At 72.4% G+C, this 25,050-nt stretch carries 21 protein-coding genes and 2 pseudogenes; 8 read left to right on the forward strand and 15 right to left on the reverse strand.

The genetic code is table 11. The features are described 5' to 3' along the window. Positions 1-93 precede the first annotated feature (93 nt). Entirely contained in the window at positions 94-1,305 is a 1,212-nt protein-coding gene (locus ADY01_RS12470; RefSeq protein WP_049570773.1) for a pyridoxal phosphate-dependent aminotransferase, read from the forward strand. A 66-nt stretch (positions 1,306-1,371) separates the two neighbouring features. Here ADY01_RS12470 and ADY01_RS12475 read toward each other — a convergent pair whose 3' ends face one another. After that, positions 1,372-3,207 carry a phosphoenolpyruvate carboxykinase (GTP) gene (locus tag ADY01_RS12475; protein WP_049570777.1) on the reverse strand — a complete coding sequence of 612 codons (1,836 nt, stop codon included), beginning with the start codon at positions 3,205-3,207 and terminating at the stop codon, positions 1,372-1,374. A gap of 217 nt (positions 3,208-3,424) precedes the next feature. On the opposite strand from ADY01_RS12475, the pseudogene ADY01_RS36950 reads away from it, so the two are divergent. Then, a pseudogene (locus ADY01_RS36950) lies at positions 3,425-4,591 on the forward strand (MFS transporter); the annotation flags it as partial. Between the two features lie 450 nt (positions 4,592-5,041). Here ADY01_RS36950 and ADY01_RS12485 read toward each other — a convergent pair. The 3 genes from ADY01_RS12485 to ADY01_RS12495 form a co-directional block, all read right to left on the reverse strand. Next, entirely contained in the window at positions 5,042-7,048 is a 2,007-nt protein-coding gene (locus tag ADY01_RS12485) for a thioredoxin domain-containing protein (protein WP_049570829.1), read from the reverse strand. A gap of 16 nt (positions 7,049-7,064) precedes the next feature. Next, complete coding sequence (gene greA, locus ADY01_RS12490; protein WP_049570783.1) at positions 7,065-7,565, reverse strand: transcription elongation factor GreA; 501 nt, start codon at positions 7,563-7,565, stop codon at positions 7,065-7,067. Positions 7,566-7,721: 156 nt separating this feature from the next. Beyond that, positions 7,722-8,144, reverse strand: a complete 423-nt coding sequence (locus tag ADY01_RS12495; protein WP_049570786.1) for a DUF4307 domain-containing protein — start codon at positions 8,142-8,144, stop codon at positions 7,722-7,724. 183 nt (positions 8,145-8,327) lie between these two features. Between ADY01_RS12495 and mca the strand changes: the two genes are divergently transcribed. After that, positions 8,328-9,200 carry a mycothiol conjugate amidase Mca gene (mca, locus tag ADY01_RS12500; RefSeq protein ID WP_049570789.1) on the forward strand — a complete coding sequence of 291 codons (873 nt, stop codon included), beginning with the start codon at positions 8,328-8,330 and terminating at the stop codon, positions 9,198-9,200. Between the two features lie 4 nt (positions 9,201-9,204). Next, positions 9,205-9,426: a hypothetical protein gene (locus ADY01_RS12505; RefSeq protein ID WP_049570792.1), complete on the forward strand. Its 222-nt coding sequence runs from the start codon at positions 9,205-9,207 to the stop codon at positions 9,424-9,426. 48 nt (positions 9,427-9,474) lie between these two features. Here the strand turns inward: ADY01_RS12505 and ADY01_RS12510 are convergent, their stop codons facing one another. The 4 genes from ADY01_RS12510 to ilvA form a co-directional block, all read right to left on the reverse strand. Next, positions 9,475-12,753: a tetratricopeptide repeat protein gene (locus tag ADY01_RS12510; protein ID WP_049570795.1), complete on the reverse strand. Its 3,279-nt coding sequence runs from the start codon at positions 12,751-12,753 to the stop codon at positions 9,475-9,477. A 186-nt stretch (positions 12,754-12,939) separates the two neighbouring features. Further along, on the reverse strand, positions 12,940-13,752 hold the full coding sequence (locus ADY01_RS12515) for an ABC transporter permease (RefSeq protein ID WP_049570832.1): 813 nt from the start codon (positions 13,750-13,752) through the stop codon (positions 12,940-12,942). A 56-nt stretch (positions 13,753-13,808) separates the two neighbouring features. Beyond that, positions 13,809-14,807, reverse strand: a complete 999-nt coding sequence (locus ADY01_RS12520) for an ATP-binding cassette domain-containing protein (RefSeq protein ID WP_049570798.1) — start codon at positions 14,805-14,807, stop codon at positions 13,809-13,811. 214 nt (positions 14,808-15,021) lie between these two features. Beyond that, entirely contained in the window at positions 15,022-16,236 is a 1,215-nt protein-coding gene (gene ilvA / locus ADY01_RS12525) for a threonine ammonia-lyase (protein ID WP_049570803.1), read from the reverse strand. Between the two features lie 139 nt (positions 16,237-16,375). On the opposite strand from ilvA, the gene ADY01_RS12530 reads away from it, so the two are divergent. Further along, on the forward strand, positions 16,376-16,966 hold the full coding sequence (locus ADY01_RS12530) for a MarR family winged helix-turn-helix transcriptional regulator (protein ID WP_049570806.1): 591 nt from the start codon (positions 16,376-16,378) through the stop codon (positions 16,964-16,966). Here the strand turns inward: ADY01_RS12530 and ADY01_RS12535 are convergent. Next, positions 16,947-18,101: a cystathionine gamma-synthase gene (locus ADY01_RS12535; RefSeq protein ID WP_049570809.1), complete on the reverse strand. Its 1,155-nt coding sequence runs from the start codon at positions 18,099-18,101 to the stop codon at positions 16,947-16,949. The two genes, ADY01_RS12530 and ADY01_RS12535, sit on opposite strands and share 20 nt — an antisense overlap. A gap of 140 nt (positions 18,102-18,241) precedes the next feature. On the opposite strand from ADY01_RS12535, the gene ADY01_RS12540 reads away from it, so the two are divergent. The 3 genes and pseudogenes from ADY01_RS12540 to ADY01_RS12550 form a co-directional block, all read left to right on the forward strand. Then, the gene (locus ADY01_RS12540) at positions 18,242-19,387 is read left to right on the forward strand and encodes a hypothetical protein (RefSeq protein WP_049570836.1); all 1,146 of its coding nucleotides are present in this window, start codon (positions 18,242-18,244) and stop codon (positions 19,385-19,387) included. Between the two features lie 20 nt (positions 19,388-19,407). Then, positions 19,408-20,070: a peptide-methionine (S)-S-oxide reductase MsrA gene (gene msrA, locus ADY01_RS12545; protein WP_049570812.1), complete on the forward strand. Its 663-nt coding sequence runs from the start codon at positions 19,408-19,410 to the stop codon at positions 20,068-20,070. A 100-nt stretch (positions 20,071-20,170) separates the two neighbouring features. Further along, positions 20,171-20,461, forward strand: a pseudogene (locus ADY01_RS12550) (hypothetical protein); the annotation flags it as partial. Positions 20,462-20,599: 138 nt separating this feature from the next. Here the strand turns inward: ADY01_RS12550 and ADY01_RS12555 are convergent. From ADY01_RS12555 to ADY01_RS12580, 6 genes are all read right to left on the reverse strand, one after another. Then, entirely contained in the window at positions 20,600-21,622 is a 1,023-nt protein-coding gene (locus ADY01_RS12555; protein ID WP_049570816.1) for a ParA family protein, read from the reverse strand. After that, positions 21,619-22,824: an ATP-binding protein gene (locus ADY01_RS12560; RefSeq protein ID WP_078900238.1), complete on the reverse strand. Its 1,206-nt coding sequence runs from the start codon at positions 22,822-22,824 to the stop codon at positions 21,619-21,621. The genes ADY01_RS12555 and ADY01_RS12560 overlap by 4 nt, the downstream gene beginning before the upstream one ends. A gap of 112 nt (positions 22,825-22,936) precedes the next feature. Beyond that, entirely contained in the window at positions 22,937-23,680 is a 744-nt protein-coding gene (locus ADY01_RS12565; protein WP_234320188.1) for an antibiotic biosynthesis monooxygenase, read from the reverse strand. A gap of 71 nt (positions 23,681-23,751) precedes the next feature. Beyond that, positions 23,752-24,192 (reverse strand): SRPBCC family protein, encoded by a 441-nt coding sequence (locus tag ADY01_RS12570; RefSeq protein WP_049570820.1) that lies wholly within the window; start codon positions 24,190-24,192, stop codon positions 23,752-23,754. A gap of 37 nt (positions 24,193-24,229) precedes the next feature. Further along, positions 24,230-24,637, reverse strand: coding sequence for a PIN domain-containing protein (locus tag ADY01_RS12575; protein WP_049570823.1), 408 nt, complete (start codon positions 24,635-24,637; stop codon positions 24,230-24,232). Then, complete coding sequence (locus ADY01_RS12580; RefSeq protein WP_063784205.1) at positions 24,622-24,876, reverse strand: type II toxin-antitoxin system Phd/YefM family antitoxin; 255 nt, start codon at positions 24,874-24,876, stop codon at positions 24,622-24,624. Before ADY01_RS12580 ends, ADY01_RS12575 begins: the two co-directional genes overlap by 16 nt. Positions 24,877-25,050 lie beyond the last annotated feature (174 nt).

Consider the following 25,050-nt stretch of genomic DNA (forward strand, 5'->3'; position numbering starts at 1 on the left):
CTCCCCCGGCGGGCCGCCCCGCGCCGGCGCCCGACCACCCGCGTGGGGGAAAACACAGCGCGCCCCGCCTACCACGGCCGTAAGGTGGCGGGCATGCAGGTGATCCAGTCGACCAAGCTCGCCAATGTCTGCTACGAGATCCGCGGCCCGGTGCTCGAAGAGGCACAGCGGCTGGAGGCGGCGGGTCACCGCATCCTGAAGCTCAACACCGGGAACCCGGCGGCCTTCGGCTTCGACTGCCCCCCCGAGATCCTCGAGGACATCCTCAGGAACGTGTCGATGGCCCACGGCTACGGCGATGCCAAGGGGCTGCTCTCGGCCCGCCGCGCGGTGATGCAGCACTACCAGACCAAGGGCATCCACCTCTCCGTCGAGGACATCTACCTGGGCAACGGCGTCTCCGAGCTCATCCAGATGTCGATGCAGGCGCTGCTCGACGACGGCGACGAGGTGCTGGTCCCGGCTCCGGACTACCCGCTGTGGACCGCGTCGGTCTCGCTGGCCGGCGGCACCGCCGTGCACTACCGCTGCGACGAGCAGGCCGAGTGGATGCCGGACCTGGCCGACATCGAGCGCAAGATCACCGACCGCACCAAGGCGCTGGTCGTGATCAACCCGAACAACCCCACCGGAGCCGTCTACAGCGACGAGATGCTCCGTCAGCTCGCCGAACTGGCGCGGCGCCACCGGCTGGTGCTCTGCTCGGACGAGATCTACGACCGGATCCTGTACGACGGCACCACCCACACCCCCACGGCCACCATCGCGCCCGACCTGCTGACGCTCACGTTCAACGGCCTCTCGAAGAACTACCGCGTGGCGGGCTTCCGTTGCGGCTGGCTGGCGGTCTGCGGCCCGAAGGACCACGCGACCAGTTACATAGAGGGTCTGACGGTCCTGGCCAACATGCGGCTCTGCGCCAACGTGCCGTCCCAGCACGCCGTGGCCGCGGCCCTCTTCGGGCGGCAGTCGATCGAGCAGCTCGTGCTGCCGGGCGGCCGGATCCTCGAACAGCGGGACACCGCCTACGAGATGCTCACGCGCATTCCCGGCGTCTCCTGCGTCAAGCCCAAGGGCGCGCTCTACGCCTTCCCCCGGCTCGACCCCAAGGTCTACAAGATCAAGGACGACCGGCAGATGGTCCTCGACCTGCTGCGCGCCGAGAAGATCATGATCGTGCACGGCACCGGGTTCAACTGGCCCGAGCCCGACCACTTCCGCATCGTCACCCTGCCGCAGGCCAGCGAGCTCGCGGACGCGATCGAGCGCATCGGCTCGTTCCTGGACGGCTACAACCAGTACTGACACCCGGCGGCGGCCCCGGCGCTCCGTCGAGCCGAGGCCGCCGCCGAGGCGGCGTGACGCCCCGGCTCAGCCCAGCCGCTCGGCCAGGGCCCGGTACTCGGCCCACAGCTCGTCGGGGGTGTGGTCGCCGAACGTCCGCAGGTGGGCGGGGATCAGCCCGGCCTCCCTCCGCCAGACCTCCGGGTCCACCTCCAGCAGGAACGCCAGCTGCTCATCGGTGAGTTCGAGCCCCTCGGTGTCGAGCGCCTCCGGTGTGGGCAGCACGCCGATGGGCGTCTCCACCCCGGCGGCCCGCCCGTCGAGGCGCTCGGTGATCCACTTGAGCACCCGGATGTTCTCGCCGAAGCCCGGCCACACGAAGCCGCCGTCGGCGTCCTTCTTGAACCAGTTGACGTAGTAGATCCGGGGCAGCCTCCCCTGGTCGGGCGCCCGCTCGCCGGTGCGCAGCCAGTGCGCGAAGTAGTCGCCCATGTGGTAGCCGCAGAACGGCAGCATCGCGAACGGGTCGTGCCGCAGCTCGCCCACCGTGCCCTCGGCCGCCGCGGTCTTCTCGGAGGCGACGTTGGCGCCGAGGAAGACGCCGTGCCGCCAGGAGAACGACTCGGTGACCAGCGGAACGGCCGTGGCGCGGCGCCCGCCGAAGAGGATCGCCGAGATGGGCACCCCGGCCGGGTCCTCCCACTCGGGCGCGATCGTCGGGCACTGCCCCGCGGGCACGGTGAACCGCGCGTTGGGGTGGGCGGCCGGCGCCGTCGAGGCGGGGGTCCAGTCGTCGCCGCGCCAGTCGGTCAGATGAGCCGGCGGGTCCTCGGTCATGCCCTCCCACCACACGTCGCCGTCGTCGGTGAGCGCGACGTTGGTGAAGACCGAGTTCCCCCAGAGCGTGCGCATCGCGTTGGCGTTGGTGCGCTCGCCCGTGCCGGGCGCGACGCCGAAGAACCCGGCCTCCGGGTTGATGGCGTACAGGCGCCCGTCCTCGCCGAAGCGCATCCAGGCGATGTCGTCGCCCACCGTCTCCACCCGCCAGCCGGGCAGCGTCGGCCGCAGCATCGCGAGGTTGGTCTTGCCGCAGGCGGAGGGGAACGCCGCCGCGATGTACCGGATCGGCGCGTCGCCGGGCGGCGTGAGCTTGAGGATCAGCATGTGCTCGGCCAGCCAGCCCTCGTCCCGCGCCATGACCGAGGCGATGCGCAGGGCGTAACACTTCTTGCCCAGCAGGGCGTTGCCCCCGTAGCCGGAGCCGAAGGACCAGATCTCGCGGGTCTCGGGGAAGTGCGAGATGTACTTGACCGGGTTGCACGGCCAGGGCACGTCGGCCTCGCCCTCGGCCAGGGGCGCGCCGACCGAGTGGACGGCGCGCACGAACGCCCCGTCGGTGCCCAGCTCGTCGAGGACCGCGCTGCCCATCCGGGTCATGGTGCGCATGGCGGCGGCGACATACGCGGAGTCGGTGATCTCCACGCCGAGCGCGGAGAGCGGGGAGCCGATCGGCCCCATGCAGAACGGCACCACGTACATGGTCCGCCCGCGCATGGAGCCGCGGAAGAGGCCGCTGGGCCCGCTGAACGTCTCCCGCATGTCGGCGGGGTCCATCCAGTGGTTGGTCGGCCCGGCGTCCTCCTCCCGCTCGGAGCAGATGAAGGTGCGGTCCTCGACCCGGGCGACGTCGGTCGGGTCGGAGGCGGCGTAGAACGAGCCGGGCCGTTTGTCGGGATTGAGTCTGATGAACGTGCCCTTGGCCACGAGTTCGGCGCACAGCCGGTCGTACTCCTCCTGGGAGCCGTCGCACCACACGACCCGGTCGGGTTCGGTCAGCGCGGCGATCTCCTCGACCCAGGAGACGAGCTTGTGGTGCCGGGTCGGGGCGTGGGCGGCGACGGGAGCTGCTGATGTCAGCGTCACGTTCGCTCCAGAGAGTTGAGGGTGGTTGCACATGCGCTCATCCGAAAGGGAGAACGCTCATCTGATGGTGCCGCCTTCTCTCTTCTGTGTCTAGTGCGGCTCATATGAGCGACACGTCACACCTGAGGGGCATCCGCACCGCTCAGCATCTTGACGGTTACTCACTTTTGGGAATGACTGTCAATTCAACGGTGACCCGCGGAACCCGGAGGCGCCCATGAACGGTCCGGCAGCCCCCGACCCGCGCCGCTGGTGGGCGCTCGCCGCCCTGGCCGTCTCCGTCCTGGTGCTCGGCTTCGACGCCACGATCCTCAACGTCGCGCTGCCCACCCTCGCCGTCGAACTGGACGCGTCGACCGGTCAGCAGCAGTGGATCGTCGACGCGTTCCTCGTCGTCTTCGCCGCCACGATGATCCCGGCCGGGCTCCTCGGCGACCGGTTCGGCTGGCGCCGCATGCTCGTCGTGGGCCTCGGGATCCTGCTGGCGGCCTCCGTCCTGGGCGCCCTCGCCCGCACGCCGGGAACGCTGATCGCCGCCCGCGTCCTCATGGGCCTGGGCGCGGCCCTGGTCGCGACGCTCGCGCTCTCCGTCCTCCCGGCCCTCTTCGGCCCCGAGGAACGTCCCCGGGCCGTCGCCACCGTCACCGCCGCGCTGGCCGCGGGCATGCCGCTGGGGCCGCTGATCGGCGGCGTGCTGCTGGACCACTACGGGTGGGGCTCGGTCTTCCTGCTCAACGTGCCACTGGCCGCCCTCGGCATCGCCGCCTGCCTCCTCCTGCTCCCCGAGACCAGGGACCCCGCCGCCCCCCGCGTCGACCCGGGCAGCACCGCGCTGGGCGTCGGCGGCCTCGGCGCGCTGGTCTGCGGCCTGATCGAGGGCCCGGGGCGCGGCTGGAGCGACCCGCTGGTGGTGGCCACCCTCGCCGGCTCCGTTCCGCTGCTGGTCCTGCTGGTCCGGCGCGAGCGCCGCCGCCCCCACCCACTGGTCGCCACCGACCTGCTGCGCGCCCCCGGCTTCGGCCGGAACGGCCTGGTCTCCGCCCTGGTCGGCTTCGTCTTCGCGGGGCTGCTGTTCGTCGTCCCCCAGTACCTCCAGGTGGTCCGCGGCCACGACGCGTTCGCCACCGGGCTGCGGCTGATGCCGATGATGGCGGGCATGCTCGTCGCGGCCCGCGCCTGCCCGCCGCTGGTGCGGCTGTTCGGCGCGCGCGGCGTCGTCTGCGCCGGACTCGCCCTGCTCTGCTTCGCCGGGCTCCTCGGCTCCACCACGGAGGTCGACACCGGCTACGGGCCGGCCGCCACCTGGCTGAGCGTCATGGGCCTGGGCGCCGGACTCACCCTCGTCCCCGCCATGGGCGCCGCGCTCGACGCCCTGCCGCCCGAGCGCTCCGGTGTCGGCTCGGGGCTGCTGATGACCCTGCGCCAGGTGGGCGGCGCGCTGGGCGTCGCGCTGCTCGGCAGCGTGCTCGCCCAGGTCTACCGCGCCCGGCTCGACACCGGCGGGCTGCCGCCCGAGGCCGCGGACTCCGCGGACGACTCGATCGCCGCCGCCCACCTCGTCGCCGAACGCACCGGCGTCGGGGAATTCGCGCGCGCCGCCGACGAGGCGTTCGTCCAGGGCATGAGCGTCACGCTCTTCGTCTGTGCCCTCGCCGCGCTGGCCGCCGCCCTGCTCGTGGGGCTGCTGCTGCCCGCGGGGGGCGGCGGCACCACCGCCGCGACCGGCGTGGCCCGCGCAGGGAGAGAGGGCTGGCCAGGACGCCCCCGTCGGCCCGGGGCCGCGCCGGGCGACGACGCGGCCCGCCGTGCGCGCCCCAGCGTTCGCGCCCGGCGTTCAGGAGGGCGCGGGGCCCCCGAGCTGCGCCGCCAACCGGGCCGGGTCCGTCGTCGGGGCCGAGCAGACGAAGCCGCGGCAGACGTACGCCGTGGCGACCCCGTCGCGCATCGGGCGGTCGGCCAGCAGGGGCGGCGGGTCGGCCGCGCCCGGCTCGCCCCGCGCGACCACCGCGCCCGGGGCCGCCGCGCGCAGCGCCGTGCGGTGCAGCGCGGCCGTCGCCGCGTCGTCCCGCGGCCCCACCACCGCCACCTCGCGCGGCCCGTCGAGCGCCGCCTCGGCCACCGCCAGGCCCCAGCCGATGAAACGCGGCGCCTGCGTGCCCAGCGCCGTGACGATCCCGAGCGCACGCTCCGCCGCCGTCCGGTGCCGGTCGCTGCCGGTGTACGCGGCGTAGGAGAGCAACGCGCCCGCCGCGGCCGTCCAGCCCGCCGGGGTCGCGCCGTCCGTCGGGTCCTGCGGGCGCCTGATCAGCCGCTCCGCGTCGTCGGCCGTGTCGAACAGCGCGCCGTCCTCGCCCGTGAACCGGGCGAGCACCGTCTCCAGCAGCCGCCCGGCCCGGTCGAGCCACGTCCGCTCGCCGGTCACGGCGTACAGCGCGAGGAAGCCCTCCGCCACGTCGCCGTAGTCCTCCAGCACCCCCGCGCTCGGCCCGGCGCGGCCGTCGCGCGAGGTGCGCGCCAGGCGCCCGTCCGCGTCCAGGTGCACGGCGGCCAGCAGTTCCGCCGCGCCCGCCGCCGCCGCGATCAGGTCCTCGCGGTCGAAGCACGCGCCCGTCTCGGCCAGCGCGGCGATCGCCAGGCCGTTCCACGCGGCCACGACCTTGTCGTCCCGCTCGGGCCGCGGCCTGAGCTCCCGCGCCGCGAGCAGCCGCGCCCTCAGCCCCTCGGGCGCCTCCGGCCCCGGCAGCCGCAGCGTCCCGGCCTCGCCGATCCCGAACACCTCCACCGCCAGCGCCGCGTCCGCCGCGCCCAGCGCCTCGGTCAGCTGCTCGGGCGTCCACAGGTAGAAGGCGCCCTCCGCGTGACCGCCGCCGCCCGGCGTCTCGCTGTCCGCGTCGAGCGCCGAGGCGAGCCCGCCCTCGGCCGTGCGCAGCTCGCGCACCATGAAGTCCGCCGTCTCCAGGGCCGTCGCACGCGCCGCCGCCGAGCCCGTGACCCGCCACAGATGCGTGTACACGCGGCCGAGCAGCGCGTTGTCGTAGAGCATCTTCTCGAAGTGCGGAAGGGTCCACGCCGCGTCCACGGAGTACCGCGCGAAGCCGCCGCCGAGCTGGTCGTAGATCCCGCCGCGCGCCATCGCGTCGCACGTCGCCTCGGCCAGCCTCAGGGCCCGGTCCGAGCCGGTGCGCGCGTGGTGCCGCAGCAGGAACTCCAGCGCCATCGACGGCGGGAACTTCGGCGCCCCGCCGAACCCGCCGCGCACCGCGTCGAATTCACCGGCCAGGCCGTCGACCGCCGCCGCGAGGGCCTCCGCCCCCGGCGGGCCGGGCTCGCCGTACTCCAGGCGCCGTTCGCCCAGCTCGCGCGTGATCCTCCCGGCCACGCCCGCGACCTCGTCCCTCCGGTCGGTCCAGGCGGTGTGCACGCCCTCCAGGAGCTGCGTGAACGACGGCATGCCGGCCCGGGGCGTCGGCGGGAGGTAGGTGCCGAAGTAGAACGGCTCGCCCTCCGCCGTCATGAACACCGTCATCGGCCAGCCGCCCTGTCCCGTCGCGGCCTGGACGGCGTCCATGTACACCGCGTCCACGTCGGGGCGTTCCTCCCGGTCCACCTTGACCGGGAGGAAGTGCGCGTTCAGGTAGGCGGCGACCGCCTCGTCCTCGAAGCTCTCCCTGGCCATGACGTGACACCAGTGGCAGCTGGCGTACCCGACGCTGAGCAGCACGGGAACGTCCCTGCGCCGCGCTTCCTGGAACGCCTCGGCGCACCAGGGCCACCAGGCCACCGGGTTGTCGGCGTGCTGGAGCAGATAGGGCGAGGTCTCGTCGGCGAGTCGGTTGCTCATGGCGGTCACCGGGCGGTCAGGCGGCCTGGTAGGGCTTGGCCTCCAGCACCTTCACCCGGGCGGTGGAGCCGTTGGGCAGCTGGTACTCCGCCTCGTCGCCGACCTTCTTGCCGTTGACGCCGCTGCCGAGCGGGGACTGCGGCGAGTAGGTCTCGATGTCCGAGGTGGCGAACTCGCGCGAGGCCAGCAGGAACGTCATGCTGTCGTCCTCGTCGCCGTCGAACGCGATCGTCACGACCATCCCGGGCGCCACCACACCGGTGTCCGCGGGGGCCTCGCCGACCTGGGCACTCTCCAGGAGCTGGGTGAGCTGGCGCACGCGCGCCTCCATCTTCCCCTGCTCCTCCTTGGCCGCGTGGTAGCCGGCGTTCTCCTTCAGGTCCCCCTCTTCACGGGCCTGCTCGATCTTCTTGGCGATCTCGACGCGAGCCGGACCCGACAGGTGATCCAGCTCGGCCTTGAGCTGGTCATACGCCTCCTGGGTCAGCCAGGTGACAGTGCCGCTGGTCTGCGTCACAGGTGCTCCTCGAAGTGCAGATGGGGATAAAAACAAGGCCCGACCCGGACGTCTGTGATGCCGGGCGGGCGATCATCGATCGAAATATCGACTCTAACAATGCCGGTCGATGTGCGGAAGGATTACCCTCCGCTGCCGCACACAAACCCAGTGAGCCTAGTTCGCGGCTTGTGCGGCCTCCGCGCAGCCCATCAGCTCGGCCGAGGTGGCACGCTGCGTAGTCCGCAGCGTCACGGCGCGGTGGACGCTGTCGTCGTCGTCATCGAACGTGAAGTCCCCGCGGCCCACCTCCAGGCCGTCCTCGGCCTGGGCGCGGACCGTGCACACGCCGTCGACGTCCGCGGGCTTGCGCATCGCGATGTTGATCTCGATCGACTCGTCCGACACGACGTCGAAACCGGTCAGCTGGCCGGTCACCTTCTGATCGCCGATGTAGGAGAACCCGGCCCAGGCCACGAAGGCGAGCAGCGCGGCGCCGAGCACGCAGCCGATGACCGTCAGCCGCCGGTCGGTCCCGCCCCTGGCGGTGCCGCGGCGGCCGTACCGGCCCTCGGGGAGCCTCGCACGCACATCAGCCATGGCGATCGGTCCTCGGTCCTCACTCGTTCTGCGGTCTCGTTCCCCGGTCCCGTCCGGCGATCTCGTTCCGCGATCTCCGGAATAGCGCCGCCGGTCCATCCGTCACTATAGAAGGCGAGCGCCGGACCCCGGCCATCGCCATGATGACCCCGTGACGACCCACCCGACGACGAGGATTCCGCCTTGACCGAGCAGCTGCGACTCATGGCCGTGCATGCCCATCCGGACGACGAGTCCAGCAAGGGCGCCGCCACCATGGCCAAATACGTATCGGAGGGCGTCGACGTGCTGGTGGCCACCTGCACGGGCGGCGAGCGGGGCTCGATCCTCAACCCGAAGCTCCAGGGCGACGCCTATCTGGAGGAGCACATCCACGAGGTGCGGGCCAAGGAGATGGCCGAGGCCAGGGAGATTCTGGGGGTGCGGCAGGCGTGGCTCGGGTACGTGGACTCGGGGCTGCCCGAGGGCGATCCGCTGCCGCCGCTGCCGGAGGGCTGCTTCGCGCTCCAGGACCCCGAGACGGCGGCCGGGACGCTGGTCCGGCTGATCCGCTCGTTCCGGCCGCAGGTGATGACCACCTACGACGAGAACGGCGGCTACCCCCATCCCGACCACATCATGACCCACACGATCTCGATGCTGGCCTTCGAGGCGGCGGGTGACCCGGAGCGTTACCCGGAGGCCGGGGAGCCGTGGCAGCCGCTGAAGCTCTACTACAACCAGGGGTTCAACAAGCCGCGCACCCTCGCGCTGCACGAGGCCCTGCTCGCCAGGGGGCTCGACTCCCCCTACGCCGAGTGGCTGGAGCGCTGGGACGACGGCGGGCACCCGGAGCGGCAGCTGACGACCCGCGTCCCGTGCGCGGACTTCTTCCCCATCCGTGACAAGGCACTGATCGCGCACGCCACCCAGATCGACCCGGACGGCGGCTGGTTCAGGGTGCCGATGGACCTCCAGCAGGAGGTCTGGCCGACCGAGGACTACGAGCTGGCGCGCACCCGCGTGGACACGTCCCTACCCGAGTCCGACCTCTTCGCGGGCATCCGGGAGAATTGAGCCCATGAGTGAGTTGCTGCCCCTCGCCGAGGAGCTGAACGAGTACACCGTGACGCCGGGCGTGCTCGGCTTCATCGTGTTCGCGGTCCTGGGCGTGGGCGTCTGGATCCTGTTGAAGTCCATGAGCAAACACCTGGGAAGGATCGCGATCCCGGACACCGAGCCGGGCGCGCGGGACGAGGAGAGGGAGACCGCCGGCGGCGACCGGCAGCCCTCCCGCTCCTGAGCGGTCCCGCCCCTGTCCTGTCCTGAACGACGCTGCACGGGTGCGACGTCAGGCGGTCGCCACGCCGATCACGTCACGGGCGCCGCGCCGCGGGACCATGCCGAGCCGCCACGCGGGCCAGCCCGACTCCGGGCCCTGGCCGCGCTGGAGCATCAGGGCATAGGTCTCGGCGGCGTCCGTGAGGCGCGGGTCGCGCAGCGCGTGGTCGGCGCGCAGGAGGTGCGCGAGCTCCTCCTGGGCGACCGCCTGCCCCACCTCGGAGCCGCCGGGCGAGGCCAGCGGCAGCAGGGTGCACCGGAGGAACTGCGCCCAGTCCGCGCCGCGCGCGTCCGGCCCCTCGCCATAGCCCTCGGTGAACAGCCGCAGCGCCTCGTCGGCCAGTGCGAGGCCCTGCCCGAGCCGCTCGTTCCCCGCCTCGATCACCGTCAGCTCCAGGCAGCACCACGCCTCGCCATGGGCGACCCCCGCCCGCTGGAAGTCGCGCCGCGCGTCACTGAGCAGCTGCCGGGCGAAGCCGCTGTTGCGGAGGGAACCGGTGCTGTCCGCCCGGCTGTCCCGGGTGATCCGCGCCGAGTGGTGGCGGGCGCAGGCCAGCCCGTAGACGTCCCGCATCCGCGAGAACATGGTGCGCGACCGCTCCAGGGTGCGCACCGCGCCGGTGCCGTCCCCCGCCTCCTCCAGGGCCTGCCCCAGGTCGTACAGGGTCCACGCCTCCCCGCGGGCGTCCTCCGTCTCGCGGTGCCTGGCCAGCGCCGTGGTCAGCTGCTCCTGCGCGGCGGTCGGGTCGCCGTCGTACACGCGGGCCAGGCCCAGCTCGGTCATCGCCCAGGCGACGCCGCGGACGTCGCGGGAGCGCTCGTACAGGTCGAGGGAGAGCCGCAGTTCGTGCTCGGCGTCCTGGACCCGGCCGCCGAGGAGGAGGGTCTGCCCCAGCTGGAAACGGGTCCACGCCTCGCCGTGCACGCTGCCGCTGCCCTGGTGCAGCAGGAGTGCCTCGCCGAGCAGGGAGCGGGCGGCGACGACGCGCCCGCACTCGCGCTCCACGGCCGCGAGGGCGTGCAGGGTCCAGGCCCGGTCGCCGTCCAGCGCGTCGCCCACCTGGAGCTCCAGCGCCTCGCGCAGCTTGTCGCCCGCCTCGCGCAGCTGGCCCTGGTGCTGGAGCGTGATGCCCAGGTCGCGCAGGGCGCGGGCGGTGCCCGCCTCGTTGTGCGCGCGCTGGTAGAGGGTGACCACGGAGGTCAGGGTGGAACGCGCCTTGTCGAGCTCGCCGAGCTGCCGGGCCGCGACGCCGGTGCGCCACTGGACGGAGCGGGTCAGCAGGCCCTGGTCGACCGCCTGGGTCAGCTCGTTGAGCTCGCCGAGGCGGTAGAGGTCGCCGCGGAGCAGGCAGTAGTCGCACAGCGCGCCCAGGAGGTGCTGGACGGCCTGGCGGTCGACGCGTTCGTCGGCGTGGCGCAGGGTCGAGGTGATGAAGCTGGTCTCGTCGTCGAGCCAGCGCAGCGCGGCGTCGAGCGAGGCGAAGCCGTGGCCGCCCGCGGAGGCGGGCAGGACGTCGGCGCGGGTGGAGGTCTTGCCGTCCACCAGCCGGATCACCGTGTCGGCCAGCTCGGCGTAGCTGCGGATCAGCCGCTCCTGGGCGGCCGAGCGCTCCTGGTCGCTCTCCTCGTCGTGCAGCCGGGCGCGGGCGAAGCGGCGGACGAGGTCGTGCAGCCGGTAGCGGTTGCCCCTGACGTGGCGCAGCAGCCCGGCGCGGGTCAGCTCCTCCAGCTGGCGGGCGGCCTCCTGCTGGCCGACGTCGAGGAGCGAGGCCGCGGCGCGGGCGCCGAGGCTGGCGCGGCCGACCAGGGCGAGGCGGCGCAGCAGGCGGCGGGCGATCTCGGGCTGGTCGGCGTAGCGCAGGCGCATGGCGCGCTCGGCCGGGTCGAGGCCGCCGCCCGGCGGCCCGTAGGCGGCGAGGTCGTCGGCCAGCTGGGCGGGTGAGCGCTCGTCCAGCGCCGATCCGGCCAGGCGCAGGAGCAGAGGGCGGCCGTCGCACAGCTCGGTGACCCGGCGCCAGGCCGCCTCGTCGTAGGGCCCCGGCGCGACCGTGGCGCCCTCGGTGCCCGAGGCGCGCAGCAGCTCCTCGGCGGCGGCCTGGTCCAGCGGGCCGAGCTCCATGTGGTGGACGGAGGCGGGCAGTTCGGGGTCGACGGGCAGCGGCTCGGCGGCGGTGACCAGGACCAGCGAGCCGGACCGCGGCGGGATCAGGGTGCGGATCTGCTCGGCGTCGGTGGCGTCGTCGAGGATGATCACGACGGGCAGCTCGGCGAGGTGCTGGTGGTATCGCTCGGCGAGGCGGCGCAGCTGGGCGGGGTCCTTGCTCCGGCCGCCGCCCTCGCGGAAGAGCAGCTGCTCGCGGGGGGCGCCGAGGCGGTTGAGCAGGTGGAGGATGGCGTCCCTGGTGTGCAGGGGGCTCTCGCTCTGGCCGCGCAGGTCCACCAGGCAGGCGCCGCGGAACAGTTCGCGCAGCTCGTGCGCCGCCCAGCGGGCCAGCATGGTGCGGCCCGATCCCGAGGGGCCGTGCAGCACGACGACGGTGGGCCGGGTCTCCGTCCTGGCGCGGTCGCGGTTGACCCACTGGGTGATCTGGGTGAGCTGGCTGCGGCGGCCGATGAACGGGTGCCCGGGGTCGGGCAGGCGGTCGAAGGAACGGTTCAGCACGGAACGGGCGCGGGCGACGCCGCTGCGGTCGCGGGCCCGGGTCACCGGGCGGCGGGACTCGCCCTTGTCGCGGCCGAGGGGGTCGCGGCGCGGGGCGACGACGCGCTGGTGCTCCAGGTAGGGGCGGATGCCCCGCACTTCGAGGGCCGCCCGCCACTCCAGCCGCAACTGCTCGACGCCGCCGGGCTGGTTGCGGCTTCCGGCGTGGCGCTCGGAGGACCAGAGGTGGGCGAGGACGGCCTGCGCGCTGAAGCCGAGCAGGGCGGCCACGGCGACGATGGCGGCGTCGGCGAAGGCGGTGGCCGCGGACTCGGCGATGCTGCCGATGAGCAGCAGGGTGGCCAGGGTGGCGGCGCCCACCGCGCCGCCGAGCCCGCCGAGGGTGCGCGGGCTGAACCGGTCGGCCAGGCGGCCGGGCGCGCCCTCGGCCTCGGCGCGGGCGTAGGCCGCGTACTCCTCCAGGGCGGGGCGCAGGATCTCGGGCAGCGCGCCGCGGGCCCGTTGCAGCAGCTGGCCCCCGTCCAGGCGGCCCTCGGAGCGCCGCACCTCCTCCTCGACGGCGCGTTCGAGCAGCAGGTCGACGTCCGCCCGGTGACGTGCACTCAGTTCGCCGGCGTGTGTCGGCATCGGCTTCCCCTCCCGTGACTGGTCGCACCACTCGGACAACACGCCCTCTATCACGCTGAATTCGCCCGAGTCGTTGCATCCGGGCGCATCATCCTGCGTACCTGGGCCGAAAAGCACAAGGCCCCTGGCCGCCGGGAGGCGGCCAGGGGCTCGGGTGCGGGTGGTGGGAAGGGGCGGGAGGGGCGGTCAGCCGGTGGCCCGCTTGTACTTGCGCACGGCGAGGGTGCGGAAGACGGCGATTATCGCCACGGACCACAGGAGCGAGGCGATCACCGGGTGCTGCATCGGCCAGGCGTCCGGCGTGGGCGCGTTGGCCGGCAGGTTCCCGAAGAGGTCGCGGACCGCGAGGACGGCGGCGGAGAACGGGTTCCAGTCGGCGACGGGCTGGAGCCAGCCCGGCATGTTCTCCGAGGGGACGAACGCGTTGGAGACGAACGTCAGGGGGAACAGCCAGACCAGGCCGCCGGAGGTCGCCGCCTCGGGCGAGCGGACCGACAGGCCGATCAGCGCGCCGATCCAGGTGAACGCGTATCCGAAGAGGAGCAGGATGCCGAACGCGGCCAGCGCGTTGGGCAGCCCGTCGTGGATGCGCCAGCCGACCAGGACCGCGACGATGGTGAGCACCAGCAGGATCGCGGCGGTCTGTGTCAGGTCGGCGAACGTGCGGCCGGTGAGCACCGCGCCGCGTGCCATGGGCAGCGAGCGGAAGCGGTCGATGATGCCCTTCTGCATGTCCTCCGCGATGCCCGCGCTGGCGCCCGCGGTGGCGAAGGTGACCGTCTGGGCGAAGATGCCGCCCATCAGGAACTCCCGGTAGGCGCCCGGGTCGTTGCCCGCGCCGGGGATGGTGATGGAGCCGCCGAAGACGTAGGAGAACAGCACCACGAACATGACGGGCTGGATCAGGCCGAAGACGACGACCTCGGGGATGCGGAGCATCCGCAGCAGGTTCCGCTTGGTGACGACGAGGGCGTCCCTGATCCCCTGGCGGTAGCCGATGCGCTCGTCGCCGGGCCGCGGATCAGGCCGCGTGGCGGGCCCCTTGACGCTGATGCTCACTGCTGCTCCCCTTTGTTCTCTTCGTTCGCCTTCCGGCCCCGCCCGTTCGCCTCTTCCTCGGCCGCGTGGCCGGTGAGGGAGATGAAGACGTCGTCCAGGGTCGGGCGGCGCAGGCCGATGTCGTCGATCTCGATGCCCCGGCCGTCCAGTTCGCGGATGACCTCGGCGAGCAGCTTGGCGCCGCCCGCCGCGGGGACGCTCAGCTTGCGGGTGTGCGTGACGAGCGACGTCTCGCCGTCGCCCAGGCGCCGCAGCACCTCCTCCGCCCGCTCGATGTGCTCGCGGTCGTGCACGACGACCTCGACGACATCGCCGCCGGTCTGGGTCTTGAGCTCGTCCGAGGTGCCGCGCGCGATGACCTTGCCGTGGTCCACGACGGCGATGGTGTCCGCGAGGTGGTCGGCCTCCTCCAGGTACTGCGTGGTGAGCAGCAGCGTGGTGCCGCCCGCGACGAGCTCCTGGATGACCTCCCACAGCTGCTGCCGGTTGCGCGGGTCGAGGCCGGTGGTCGGCTCGTCCATGAACATCACGGGCGGGCTGACGACCAGCGCCGCGGCGAGGTCCAGGCGGCGGCGCATGCCGCCGGAGTACGTCTTGGCGGTCCGGTCGGCGGCGTCCGCCAGGTTGAACCGCTCCAGCAGCTCGCCCGCCCTGCGCTTGGCGTCGCGCGAGGAGAGCTGGTAGAGCTGGCCGACCATCTGAAGGTTCTCCCGGCCGGTCAGGTACTCGTCGACGGCCGCGAACTGGCCGGACAGTCCGATGAGGCGGCGCACCTCGTTCGGCCGGGTCAGCACGTTGACGCCCGCCACCTCCGCGTGGCCGCTGTCGGGCTGGAGGAGGGTCGTCAGCACGCGCACGGCGGTGGTCTTCCCCGCGCCGTTCGGCCCGAGGAGGCCGAGGACGGAGCCCTCCGGAACGTCGATGTCGACGCCGTCCAGTGCGCGGACATCGCCGAAGGTTTTCACCAGCCCCTCGGCGTGAATGGCGCCTGACATGTAAGTCTCCCATTGTTTCGGGGTGTTCTGGCTGTTCTGGGTGTTCTCGATATTTCTGGGTCTTACTGGGTCTTACTGGGTCTTACTCGGTTTTCAGGGGTGCGGCCGGACATCCTCCGCGCCGGGGGACGGCAGGCACCCCCTGACGGCGGACGACAGCTTAGACTATCGCGATACATCGCGATAGTCGGATATTCCGACGGCGCGTCCGTGCTCAGCCGAGGACCCGGTACCCCGCCGCGCCCAGCGCCTCCGACAGCTGCGCGCAGTGCCGCGGGCCCTGGGTCTCCAGCTGGACCTCCACCTCGGCTTCGCTCACGCCCAGACCGGGATCGGTCCGCACGTGGTTCACCGCGAGCACGTTAGCGTCGGCCACTGACAACGCCCCGAGAAGCGCCGCCAGCACCCCGGGACGGTCGGGCACGCGCAGCCGCAGCGACAGGTAGCGGCCCGCCGCGGCCATGCCGTGCCGCAGGCTCCGCTCCAGCACCACCGGGTCGACGTTCCCCCCGGAGAGCACCGCGACCACGGGCCCGGCGTACGCCTCCGGCGCGGAGAGCAGCGCCGCGACCGGGCTCGCGCCGGCGGGCTCCACGACGAGCTTGGCCCGTTCCAGACAGAGCAGCAGCGCACGGGAGAGCGCGTCCTCCGAGACGGTGCGCACCTCGTCCACCAACTCGGCGATGATGCGGAACGGCACGTCCCCCGGGCGCCCGACCTTCATGCCGTCGGCCATGGTGGACACCTCGGGAAGCGCCACCGGGCGCCCGGCCGCGAGCGAGGGCGGATAGGCGGCCGACCCCTCCGCCTGCACCCCGATCACCGTCACATCCGGCCGCAGCGCCTTGACCGCCAGCGCGACCCCCGCCGCCAGGCCGCCGCCGCCGATCCCCACCACGATGGTCCGCACCCCGGGGCACTGCTCCAGGATCTCCAGGCCGAGCGTGCCCTGACCCGCCACCACGTCCGCGTGGTCGAAGGGATGTATGAGCACGGCGCCCGTGGTCTCGGCGTACTCCTCGGCCGCGGCGAGCGTCTCGTCCACGACCTGGCCACGCGTCCGCACCTCGGCCCCGTACTCGCGGGTGGCGGCGATCTTGGGCAGCGGCGCCCCGGCCGGCATGAACACCGTGGACCGCACCCCGAGCAGCGACGCCGCCAGCGCGACGCCCTGCGCGTGGTTGCCCGCGCTGGCCGCGACCACGCCCCGGGCGCGCTCGGCCTCGCTGAGCCCGGCGATGCGCGTGTAGGCGCCGCGGAGCTTGAACGAGCCGGTGCGCTGGAGGTTCTCGCACTTGAGGTGGACGGGAGCGCCGATCAGGTCGCTCAGATACCGGCTGCCTTCGAGAGCGGTCACACGCGTGACGCCGCCGAGCGTCTTCTGAGCCGCGAGAACGTCATTGAGGGTGGGGCGGTGGAAACCGGGCATACGGCCAGTCTCGCAGGCGGGCGACGCCGGGGCGCGGGCGGATCCGGCCGCCGCCCGGGGGACTACCCGTCAGGCGCGGGGCGCGTACGCTGAGCGCATCCAGAGCGCCACCCCCCGTTCTTCACCGGACTTTTCGGATATGACGCCTGAATCCATCACAGCAACACCCCAGAACCTCACGCTGCTCGACGCGCTCCAGCACGAGGTGGCGATCTTCGCCCGGCGGGCGGAGCAGACACGTCTCGGGGGCCTCGGCCCGGCCAGGGACTCCATGGACCGCGCGGCCTACCTCCTGCTCAGCAGGCTCGCCGAGGAGGGTCCCGCCGGGGTGAAAGCCCTGGCCGAGGGCATGGGCATCGACTCCTCCACGGTGACCAGGCAGGTCGCTCCGCTGGTGGACGCCGGGCTCGTCCGGCGGGCCGCCGACCCCGCGGACGGCCGGGCCGTCGTGCTTCAGCTCTCGCCGCGCGGCAACGAGCGGCTGGCCGAGGTGCGCTCCTCGCGCCGGCGCCTGATCTCGGCGCTCACCGCGGGGTGGACGCCGGAGGAGCGCGCCGACTTCTGCGCGCTCCTCACGCGCTTCAACGACGCCATCACCCACCTCCAGAGCGGCGGCGGGCCCCCGGAGCCGCCGTCCGCCCCCGGAGCAGAGGCGGACGGCGACGCGACGGAAGCGGAGGGCGAGGTGAGTGCGGTGGGCGAGGCGGAGCTCAGCCGAGAGCCTGGCTGAGGTCCGCGAGCAGGTCGTCCACGGCCTCGATCCCGACAGACAGACGCACCAGGTCGGAGGGGACCTCCAGGGCCGACCCCGAAACGGAGGCGTGCGTCATGCGGCCCGGGTGCTCGATCAGCGACTCGACGCCGCCCAGCGACTCGCCCAGGGTGAACAGCCGCGCCCGGTCGCACACCTCGACCGCGGCGCTCTCACCGCCCGCGACGCGGAACGACACCATGCCGCCGAAGTCGCGCATCTGCTTGGCGGCCGTCTCGTGGCCCGGGTGCGTGGGCAGCCCCGGGTAGAACACCTCGACGACCTTCGGATGGGCGGTCAGCGCCTCGACGACCCTGGCCGCGTTGGCGCTGTGCCGGTCCATCCGCACGGAGAGCGTCTTGATCCCGCGCATCACCAGCCACGCGTCGAACGGCCCGGCGACGGCGCCCATCGCGTTCTGATGGAACGCCAGCTCCTCGCCCAGGGCCCCGTCCGAGGTGACCAGCGCGCCGCCGACCACGTCGGAGTGCCCGCCCAGGTACTTGGTGGTCGAGTGCACCACCACATCCGCGCCCAGCGCCAGCGGCTGCTGGAGGTAGGGGCTCGCGAAGGTGTTGTCCACCACCAGGCGCGCGCCCGCGGTGCGGGTCAGGTCCGCGATCAGCGCGATGTCGGTGATGCCGAGCAGCGGGTTGGAGGGGGTCTCGACCCAGACCATGCGGGTCTCCGGGCGCATCGCGGCCCGCACCGCCGCGGGGTCGGAGGTGTTCGCGACCGACCACGTCACCCCCCAGCGCTCGACCACCTTGGCGACGAGGCGGAACGTGCCGCCGTACGCGTCGTTCGGGATCACCAGGTGGTCGCCGGGGGTGAGCACGGTCCGCAGCAGGCAGTCCTCGGCGGCGAGCCCGGAGGCGAACGCCAGCGCGCGTCCGCCGCCTTCGAGCGCGGCCAGGTTCTCTTCGAGGGCGGTCCTGGTGGGGTTGGCGGAACGGCTGTACTCGTAGCCGCCGCGCAGACCCCCGACGCCGTCCTGCTTGAACGTGGAGACCTGGTGGATGGGCGGGACCACGGCGCCCGTGACCGGATCGGGCTCCTGCCCGGCGTGGATGGCCACGGTCTCGAAGCGGCGCCCGCTTGGCTGATCGTTCATGGGACCACGGTAATGGGCCGTACCGTGGAGGTGATGCCGCGCGGGCCGCGCCGTTAGGGGGCGCGAAGGCGCGACATAAGGTGTCCATACACATCAAGCACACGCCGCGTACGCGCGTGAGCGAGGGGGAGCCGCACGCCATGGAAGCCCTGATCCTGCTGATCACCCTGGTGGTCCTCTTCGGCGTGATCGTGATGCCGATGCTGCGCCGGCGCCGGGAGCGCGAGGAGTTCGAACGCGCCGCCTCCGCCGCCGACGCGGCCACCGCGCGGGACGGCCTGATCCCGGGCTCCCCCGAGGGCCCCTCCCTGGCGAAGGAGGGCGAGCGCCCGGCCACCACCGGGCTCGTCCCCGTCGACCAGCTGGACACCCGGCTGCCGGGGCCCGACCCGGAGCTGGTGACCGCCCTGGAGGAGGCCCGGCGCACCGGGGACTGGCGGCCCGCCGGGCAGCTCCTCGCCCTGACCGACGAGAGCGAGTCGCGCTGGCAGCGCGTGCAGTCGCTCGCGGGCGCGGGGGCCATGGAGCTGTCCCGCTGGCGCGCGGCGGGCGAGCCGGAGGGCGGCCACGACGCGGGCTGGCTGCGGCGCTGGCGCGGCGAGGAGCCGAACGACGCGGGCGGCGCGCAGGTCTACGCCCAGTTCCTCGTGTGGCAGGCCATGGCGGACCCGGGCTCGGCGGCGTACCGGATCATCCTGGAGGAGGCCCGCACGGTCTGCGCCGAGGCGGCCCGGCTGCGCCCCGACGACCCCATCCCCTACATCACCGAGCTGTTCATCGCCCGGGGCCTGAGCTACCGCACCGCCGACTTCGAGGCGCTGTGGCAGAAGGTGACCGAGCGCGACAAGGAGCACATGGGCGCCCACCTGGCCGCCCTGCCGTACCTGTCGGAGAAGTGGCACGGCTCGCGCGCCGACGCGGACGCCTTCGCCACGGCCGCGGCGGCGAACGCCCCGCGGGGGAGCCTGCTGGCGGCGCTGCCGCTGTTCGCGGTCTACGACCACCTGCCCGAGGTGGAGCTCTCGCCGATCTACCGGGGCGCGGTCGTCTCGGACGCGATCGAGGCCGCCCAGTTCGCCGTCTCCACCGTCCGCTCCGGTCACCCGGTGGAGCCGCACGTGCGCCACCTGCTGCTGTGTTTCCTGGTGCGCGCGGAGCGGTACCCGGAGGCCGCGGAACAGGTGCGGGCCATCGACGGTTATGTCGGTGCGATCCCGTGGGTGGACGGCGAGGATCCGGCCAAGGAGTACGCCGCCTACCGCGCCATGGCCATCGCCGGCCAATGAGAACAGGGAGACACTCGATCATGCTGTACGCCTTCAAGACCCGGCTTCCCACCACCGAGGAGGCGCTTCCGGGCCGCGCGGAACGACCGTTCCGCGTCCCGGAGACGCACACCGTCCTGGGGACGCCCCTGCTCGGCCCCTACCCCGAGGGCATGGAGGTGGCCGACTTCGCGCTGGGCTGCTTCTGGGGCGCGGAGCGCCGCTTCTGGCAGACCGCGGGCGTGTGGACGACCCTGGTCGGCTACCAGGGCGGCGTGACGGCGAACCCGACCTACGAAGAGGTCTGCTCCGGCATGACCGGCCACACCGAGGGCGTCCGCGTCGTGTACGACCCCGCCGAGGTCAGCTACGCCGACCTGCTGAAGATCTTCTGGGAGTCACACGACCCGACCCAGGGCTACCGCCAGGGCAACGACGTCGGCACGCAGTACCGCTCCGCGATCTTCACGCACACCCCCGCCCAGCAGGCGGTGGCGGAGGAGTCCCGGGAGGCGTACCAGCGGGTGCTGTCGGGCTCGGGCTACGAGCGGATCACGACGGAGATCTCCTCCGCCGGCCCCCACCCGCTCTACCCCGCCGAGGACTACCACCAGCAGTACCTCGACAAGAACCCGGCCGGCTACTGCGGCATGGGCGGCACGGGCCTGAGCTGCCCGGTGGGCGTGGCACGCGCCGAGGGCTGAACGGGCCCGGCCACCGGCCGTCACCCGTTCGGAGGGCTGCGGGCAGCATCCGCCGGTTACGCTGCCCGCAGCGAGCAGAATCCCTCCCATGGGAGACGCCATGACCACCTCCGCCACGGTGACCGCGCTGCGGCGGGCCGTGGCCCGGATCGCGCCCGCGGCCATGCCCGCCTTCGCACGGGAGCTGGACCAGGCGCGCCAGGGATCCGACCTCGCGCCGTTGCGGCGCTTCGTCGCCCAGTGGGCGGTGTACGTGCACATCCAGCGGCAACCGCACCTCGCGCGACGACTGCGACACCTGGAAGACACCGCCGCCGCGGGGGACGCCGAGCAGGCCCGCAAGGCGGCGTCCGAGATCGGCCGCATCCTGGACGACGCACACGCCACGCTCGTCGCGGAGGTGGAACGCCTCGTCGCGCAACTCGTCGAACCCGCCGACACAGACGTCGTGATGATCAGGAGGCGTCAATAGCCGTGGCGAGCCGGGCCGGGAGGGCCCTCGTGTGGTGGGTCTTCCGCTGCGAGTGGCTCATTGCTCCTCCGGGCCCCTGGTCGCCAGGCGCGTCGCGATCTCCTCGGCCAGTCCGCGAAACTCGCGAAAGCAGGTCTGGACATACTTCTGCGTGCTGCCGAGGGCTCCGTCCGCCGGCTTGAGGTCGAACATCGGCTTGCGCGCATCGTGCGCGAGTGGCATGAGGCTTCGGTAGTTCCGCATGGTGGCGATCTCGAACGAGCGGTCCCGGGGAGGAGCGGCATCCATACCCACGACGGCCGTGTCGAAGACGCCGGGGATGCGCTCAAGCCAGCGTGCGTAAGCCTTGACGGGACGATCCAGGCGCATCTCGGGTTGCATGATCACATAACCGAGGGGTCTCATGGCGGCTTTGGGCGCGGGGATCCCGTCCGGACTCCGCGGCAGGATGAGTTGCTGCCAGTCCTGCCGCCAACTTCGCAGCGTGGGGCCGAGGTTGCGCAAGCCGTTGAGCGAGAACAGGTCAGCGGCGAGCGGCATCAGCACGGAGTCCGCAGCGAGAAGCGAAGCCCGGTTGATGGCACCCAGGTTAGGGCCGATGTCGATGAGAACGATGTCCGCGCGAACGGCATCGGCCGCACCCCGGATGATGCGGTGAAACGCTGTGGTGGAACGGATCGCAGCGGGGTCGGCAGCGTAGGTCCTGAACCACTCGTGGGACAGCTTGTCCTCGAACCGGCTGAGTTCCAGGCTGCCGGGCAGCAGCCAGAGATCAGGAACGAGTGGCGTGGGCGACACGTTCCTGATGTCCCCGGTGCCCTCCAGGATCGGACGGACGGCATCAGCGACCGTCTCCCCCGCACGGACCCGGCCGGTGCCGTGATCGATGAGCGCGGAGGAGTCCTCCCACAACTCTTCGAGTTCCGTCTCGTCCAGGCACATTGCGGTGAGGTTCGACTGGGGGTCGAGGTCCACGGCCAGAACGCTCAGACCAAGGCGCTGGAACATGTGGGCCAGGTGGTAGACGAGCGTGGTCTTGCCGACGCCCCCCTTGTTGTTGAACAACGCGATGGACGTCACAAGGTTGCCCGCAGGGTGACCGACCACGAAGACTCGTCCACCTGGAATTCAGGGGGAGGATTACCGTTGCGTCGGAGTGTCGCCCGGATACGGCCGATGCCCCGGCCGAAACGGTTGACGTAGCCGAGCGCTTTCATGGCCGCGGCCAGGGAGGGATTGCGGTAGTCGGTGACCCGATCGAAGTTGTCGGTCCGTACCTGCCCGTAGGGACCTCCCGGATTGGTGACCTCGATCCGGTCGTCGAACCACGCGATTCTCGTAGGGGCATAAGACGTCTCGTAGTTGCGGTGCATGAGCGCGTTCATGCTGACCTCACGTAGTGCCTCGATCGGATAATCGGGCCGCTGCTCCTCTCGGAACCCGTTCTCCACGAGGCGAGTGCGCACGTTGCCTCGCAGCAGCGTTTCCAGTCTCGCGGCGGTATCAACGATGTTCTGCCTCAGCTCCTGGTCGTCAGCGACCGGTGCGTCCAGGTCAACCCCCTGATAGCGCACGAATTGGACGTACGCGCCGGGGATACGGCTGCTCGGATCGAAACCCGTGACCAGCAATCCCAGTGTGGTGGGCACGGGGCTGTCCGACGGCTGGGCCAGGTGCAGCGAGGCGAGCTGCTGGGCCAGTGGTCGCCCGTTCTCATCGATCACTTCGGGATCGACCACGGAAGGGAGGTATGTCGAATGGAAGAGACCCAGATCGAGATCCTCGAGGCTGCTGCCCTGGACTACCCGCGTATCGAAGGGTCCGTCCGCCGCTCGGCGCCGTTCGGCGAGCACCCGCTCATCGTCGCGGGTCGCCTTCCGTGTCGTCGGGCCCGGCCGTACCCAGACGACCCCTTCGAACCGCACCGGAGGAGTCGCCGAAGCCTTGACGTGGATGCGCACGACGGGCTTGCCCCGGTAGACCGCCGTCGCAACGGTGAACGACGGTCGATCCAGGATCCGTCCATCGTCCCGGAGGTCCGTCAGCGCGAGAAGAGCGCGGTCACTCGTGTCGACGTCCCCCAGCGGATTTCCCTGGTCGTCGACACCGATCACGATGTCGCCGCCACCGTGTCCGGCCAGATCGTTGGCCATGGCGCACACCGCATTGCCGATCGCGTCGCCACGCTTGCCCGCACGCTTGGCAGTGCTCTTGAACTCCAGCCATGCGGTCTCGCAGGTACCCAGAACGTCGGCCAAGTCATCGGTGGTCACGTCGGTCATTCTTCACCATCTCGATCGGCGGCCCGCAGACACTGGCCTGCGGCGCCGAGTGTCCCCGAATCCGTCGGCCGTCGGCGACCCGCTCGATCACTGCCTCGGGCGCACCCCGGTGTCAGGCCAGGCCGTGCCAGCCCCAGCGCGGAGTCGGTCCCGGGTCGCCGAGGTCCGTGCCTTTCGGGTCGGCGGACACGTCGCGCGCGATCCTGGTGCCCCAGTCGAAGTACTCGATGACGCGGCGGCGCACCAGTGCGTCGTCCGGGAGTTCCTTCGCGACGGCGACCGTCATCAGCTCCATCCACCGCAGCCGCTGCTCCTCGGTGATCGACAGGCCCAGGTGGGAACGGAGCAGGGCCTGGTGTCCCCCGAGTTCGTCGGTGAAGCGGGTGGGGCCGCCGAAGACCTCCGCCAGCCAGACGGCGACATGTTCGACGTGGGCGCGGGTGAAGTCGGCGAAGACCGGCGCGAGGAGCGGATCGGCCAGGACCGCCTCGTAGAAGGTCTCGCTCAGCCGGCGCAGCACCTCCGTGCCGCCGATCGCCTCGGCAAGGGTCTCCGGACGCGCGGTCGTGTGGCCGGCCTCCGGTCCGGACAGGACGGGGGTCCGCTCGTAGTGCTTCATCTCCTCGATGTCACCGATGTAGGGGCGGACGGCGTCGAGGAACGGAGGGTGGTCGGGGACGGAAGTCCACTCGATCCGCAGGATGTACCGGTCGGGCTCCTCGACCCCGCGCGTGAGCTCGTATCCGAGGCACTCGGGGGCGAGGTCCAGCTGTCGCGCGGCGACCGCGTAGGAGTCCTCGAACCGCCCGCGCCGCGCCGCGTCGGGAATCCGGTAGCGGATGTACTCGACTATCACGTGCCCTCACCTCGTCCGATGACAACCACCGCGGTCGAAGCTACTCCACCGGTCCGCCGGCCCGGCGGGGCCTACTCCCCGTCCTTGAGCAGGGCGCCGACGAGGTGGCCGAACAGCAGGCGGCCGGACCACGCGGTGGGCGGGCCGAGCAGCCGGGGCAGCCTCCGGACGCGCGCGTCCTCGCGCCACAGGACGTGGGACCCGCCGCCCCGGGGGCGCACCTCGATCTCGGCCCACCCCTCGACGACCGCGCCGCGCTTCTCCAGCCGGCAGATCCCCGGGGCACGCTCCCGGGGCGGCTCCCAGCGGACGACCTCCATCGGGTCGTCGAACCCGGCCCGCCCGACGCCGGTGCGCGCGACGATCACCGTGCCCGGGCGCGTGGGACCGGGCGGCCGGACGGCGACCGTGGTCAGGGGGGTGTGGGCGCCGTGACGCCGCCAGTCCGTGAGCCGCCGCCACGCCTCGGCGGCGGGCAGCGACGACTGACGCTCGACGGTGAAGAGGGCCACGGTGTGAGGGTAGAAGGCGACGGGGAGGGGGACGGGATCAGGTGGGGACCACGGTGGCGTGGACGCCGGGGAGGTCGTCGAACGCGGCCTTGCCGTCCGTCGTCAGCAGGGTGCGGGCCGTGGCCGCGGCGGTCGCGGCGATGATCAGGGCATGAGCGCCCCGGGGCTTGCCCTCGCGGCGCACATGCGCCAGCAGGCGCGCGTGCACGGTCGCCACGTCGGCGGTGTAGTCCTCGACCGGCACCAGTGCGCGCACCCCGTCGACGAACTCCTGCCTCCGCGCCCGGCGCTCCCCCTCGGCCAGCTCCACCCCGAGGTGCAGCTCGGCGAGGCTGACGGCGGCGATGGTCACGTCGTCGTCCTGGCTGAGCACTCCGGCCAGGACGGCGCCTCCCCGCTCGGCCCTGACGAGGACTCCGGTGTCCAGGATCAGTCGACGTGCCACGTCGCGCTCATCTCATCGGTCACGCTCTCTCGGGCGGCGGCCACGTCGTCCGCGAAGTCCTCGTCCACGGAGTGCGAGGCCAGGAATTCCTTGATCGCCGCGCCGTTGCCCGCGGGCGTGGGGGCGAGCACCGCCAGCCGACGGCCGCCGCGGGTGATCACGATCGTCTCTCCGTGCTCCGCCCGGTCGAGCACGGAGGCGAAGTTGCGGGCGACCTCCGTCGCCGTCATCGTCCTCATGAGATCAGAGTATCTGATTCTCACTGGTCCGACACCTTTCGAGCCCGCACACCCGGCCCCGAGGGCGCACACGGCCATCAGGTTCCCCGGGCATGGTGCCGGGAGGTGGTTTCGGCCATTCCCGGAATGTCCGGACGACGTGCGCCGGGTGTGCGGGCTCGAAAGGTGTCGGAC

The sequence above is a fragment of the Streptomyces sp. SBT349 genome, from assembly GCF_001083795.1.
GTDB lineage: Bacteria > Actinomycetota > Actinomycetes > Streptomycetales > Streptomycetaceae > Streptomyces.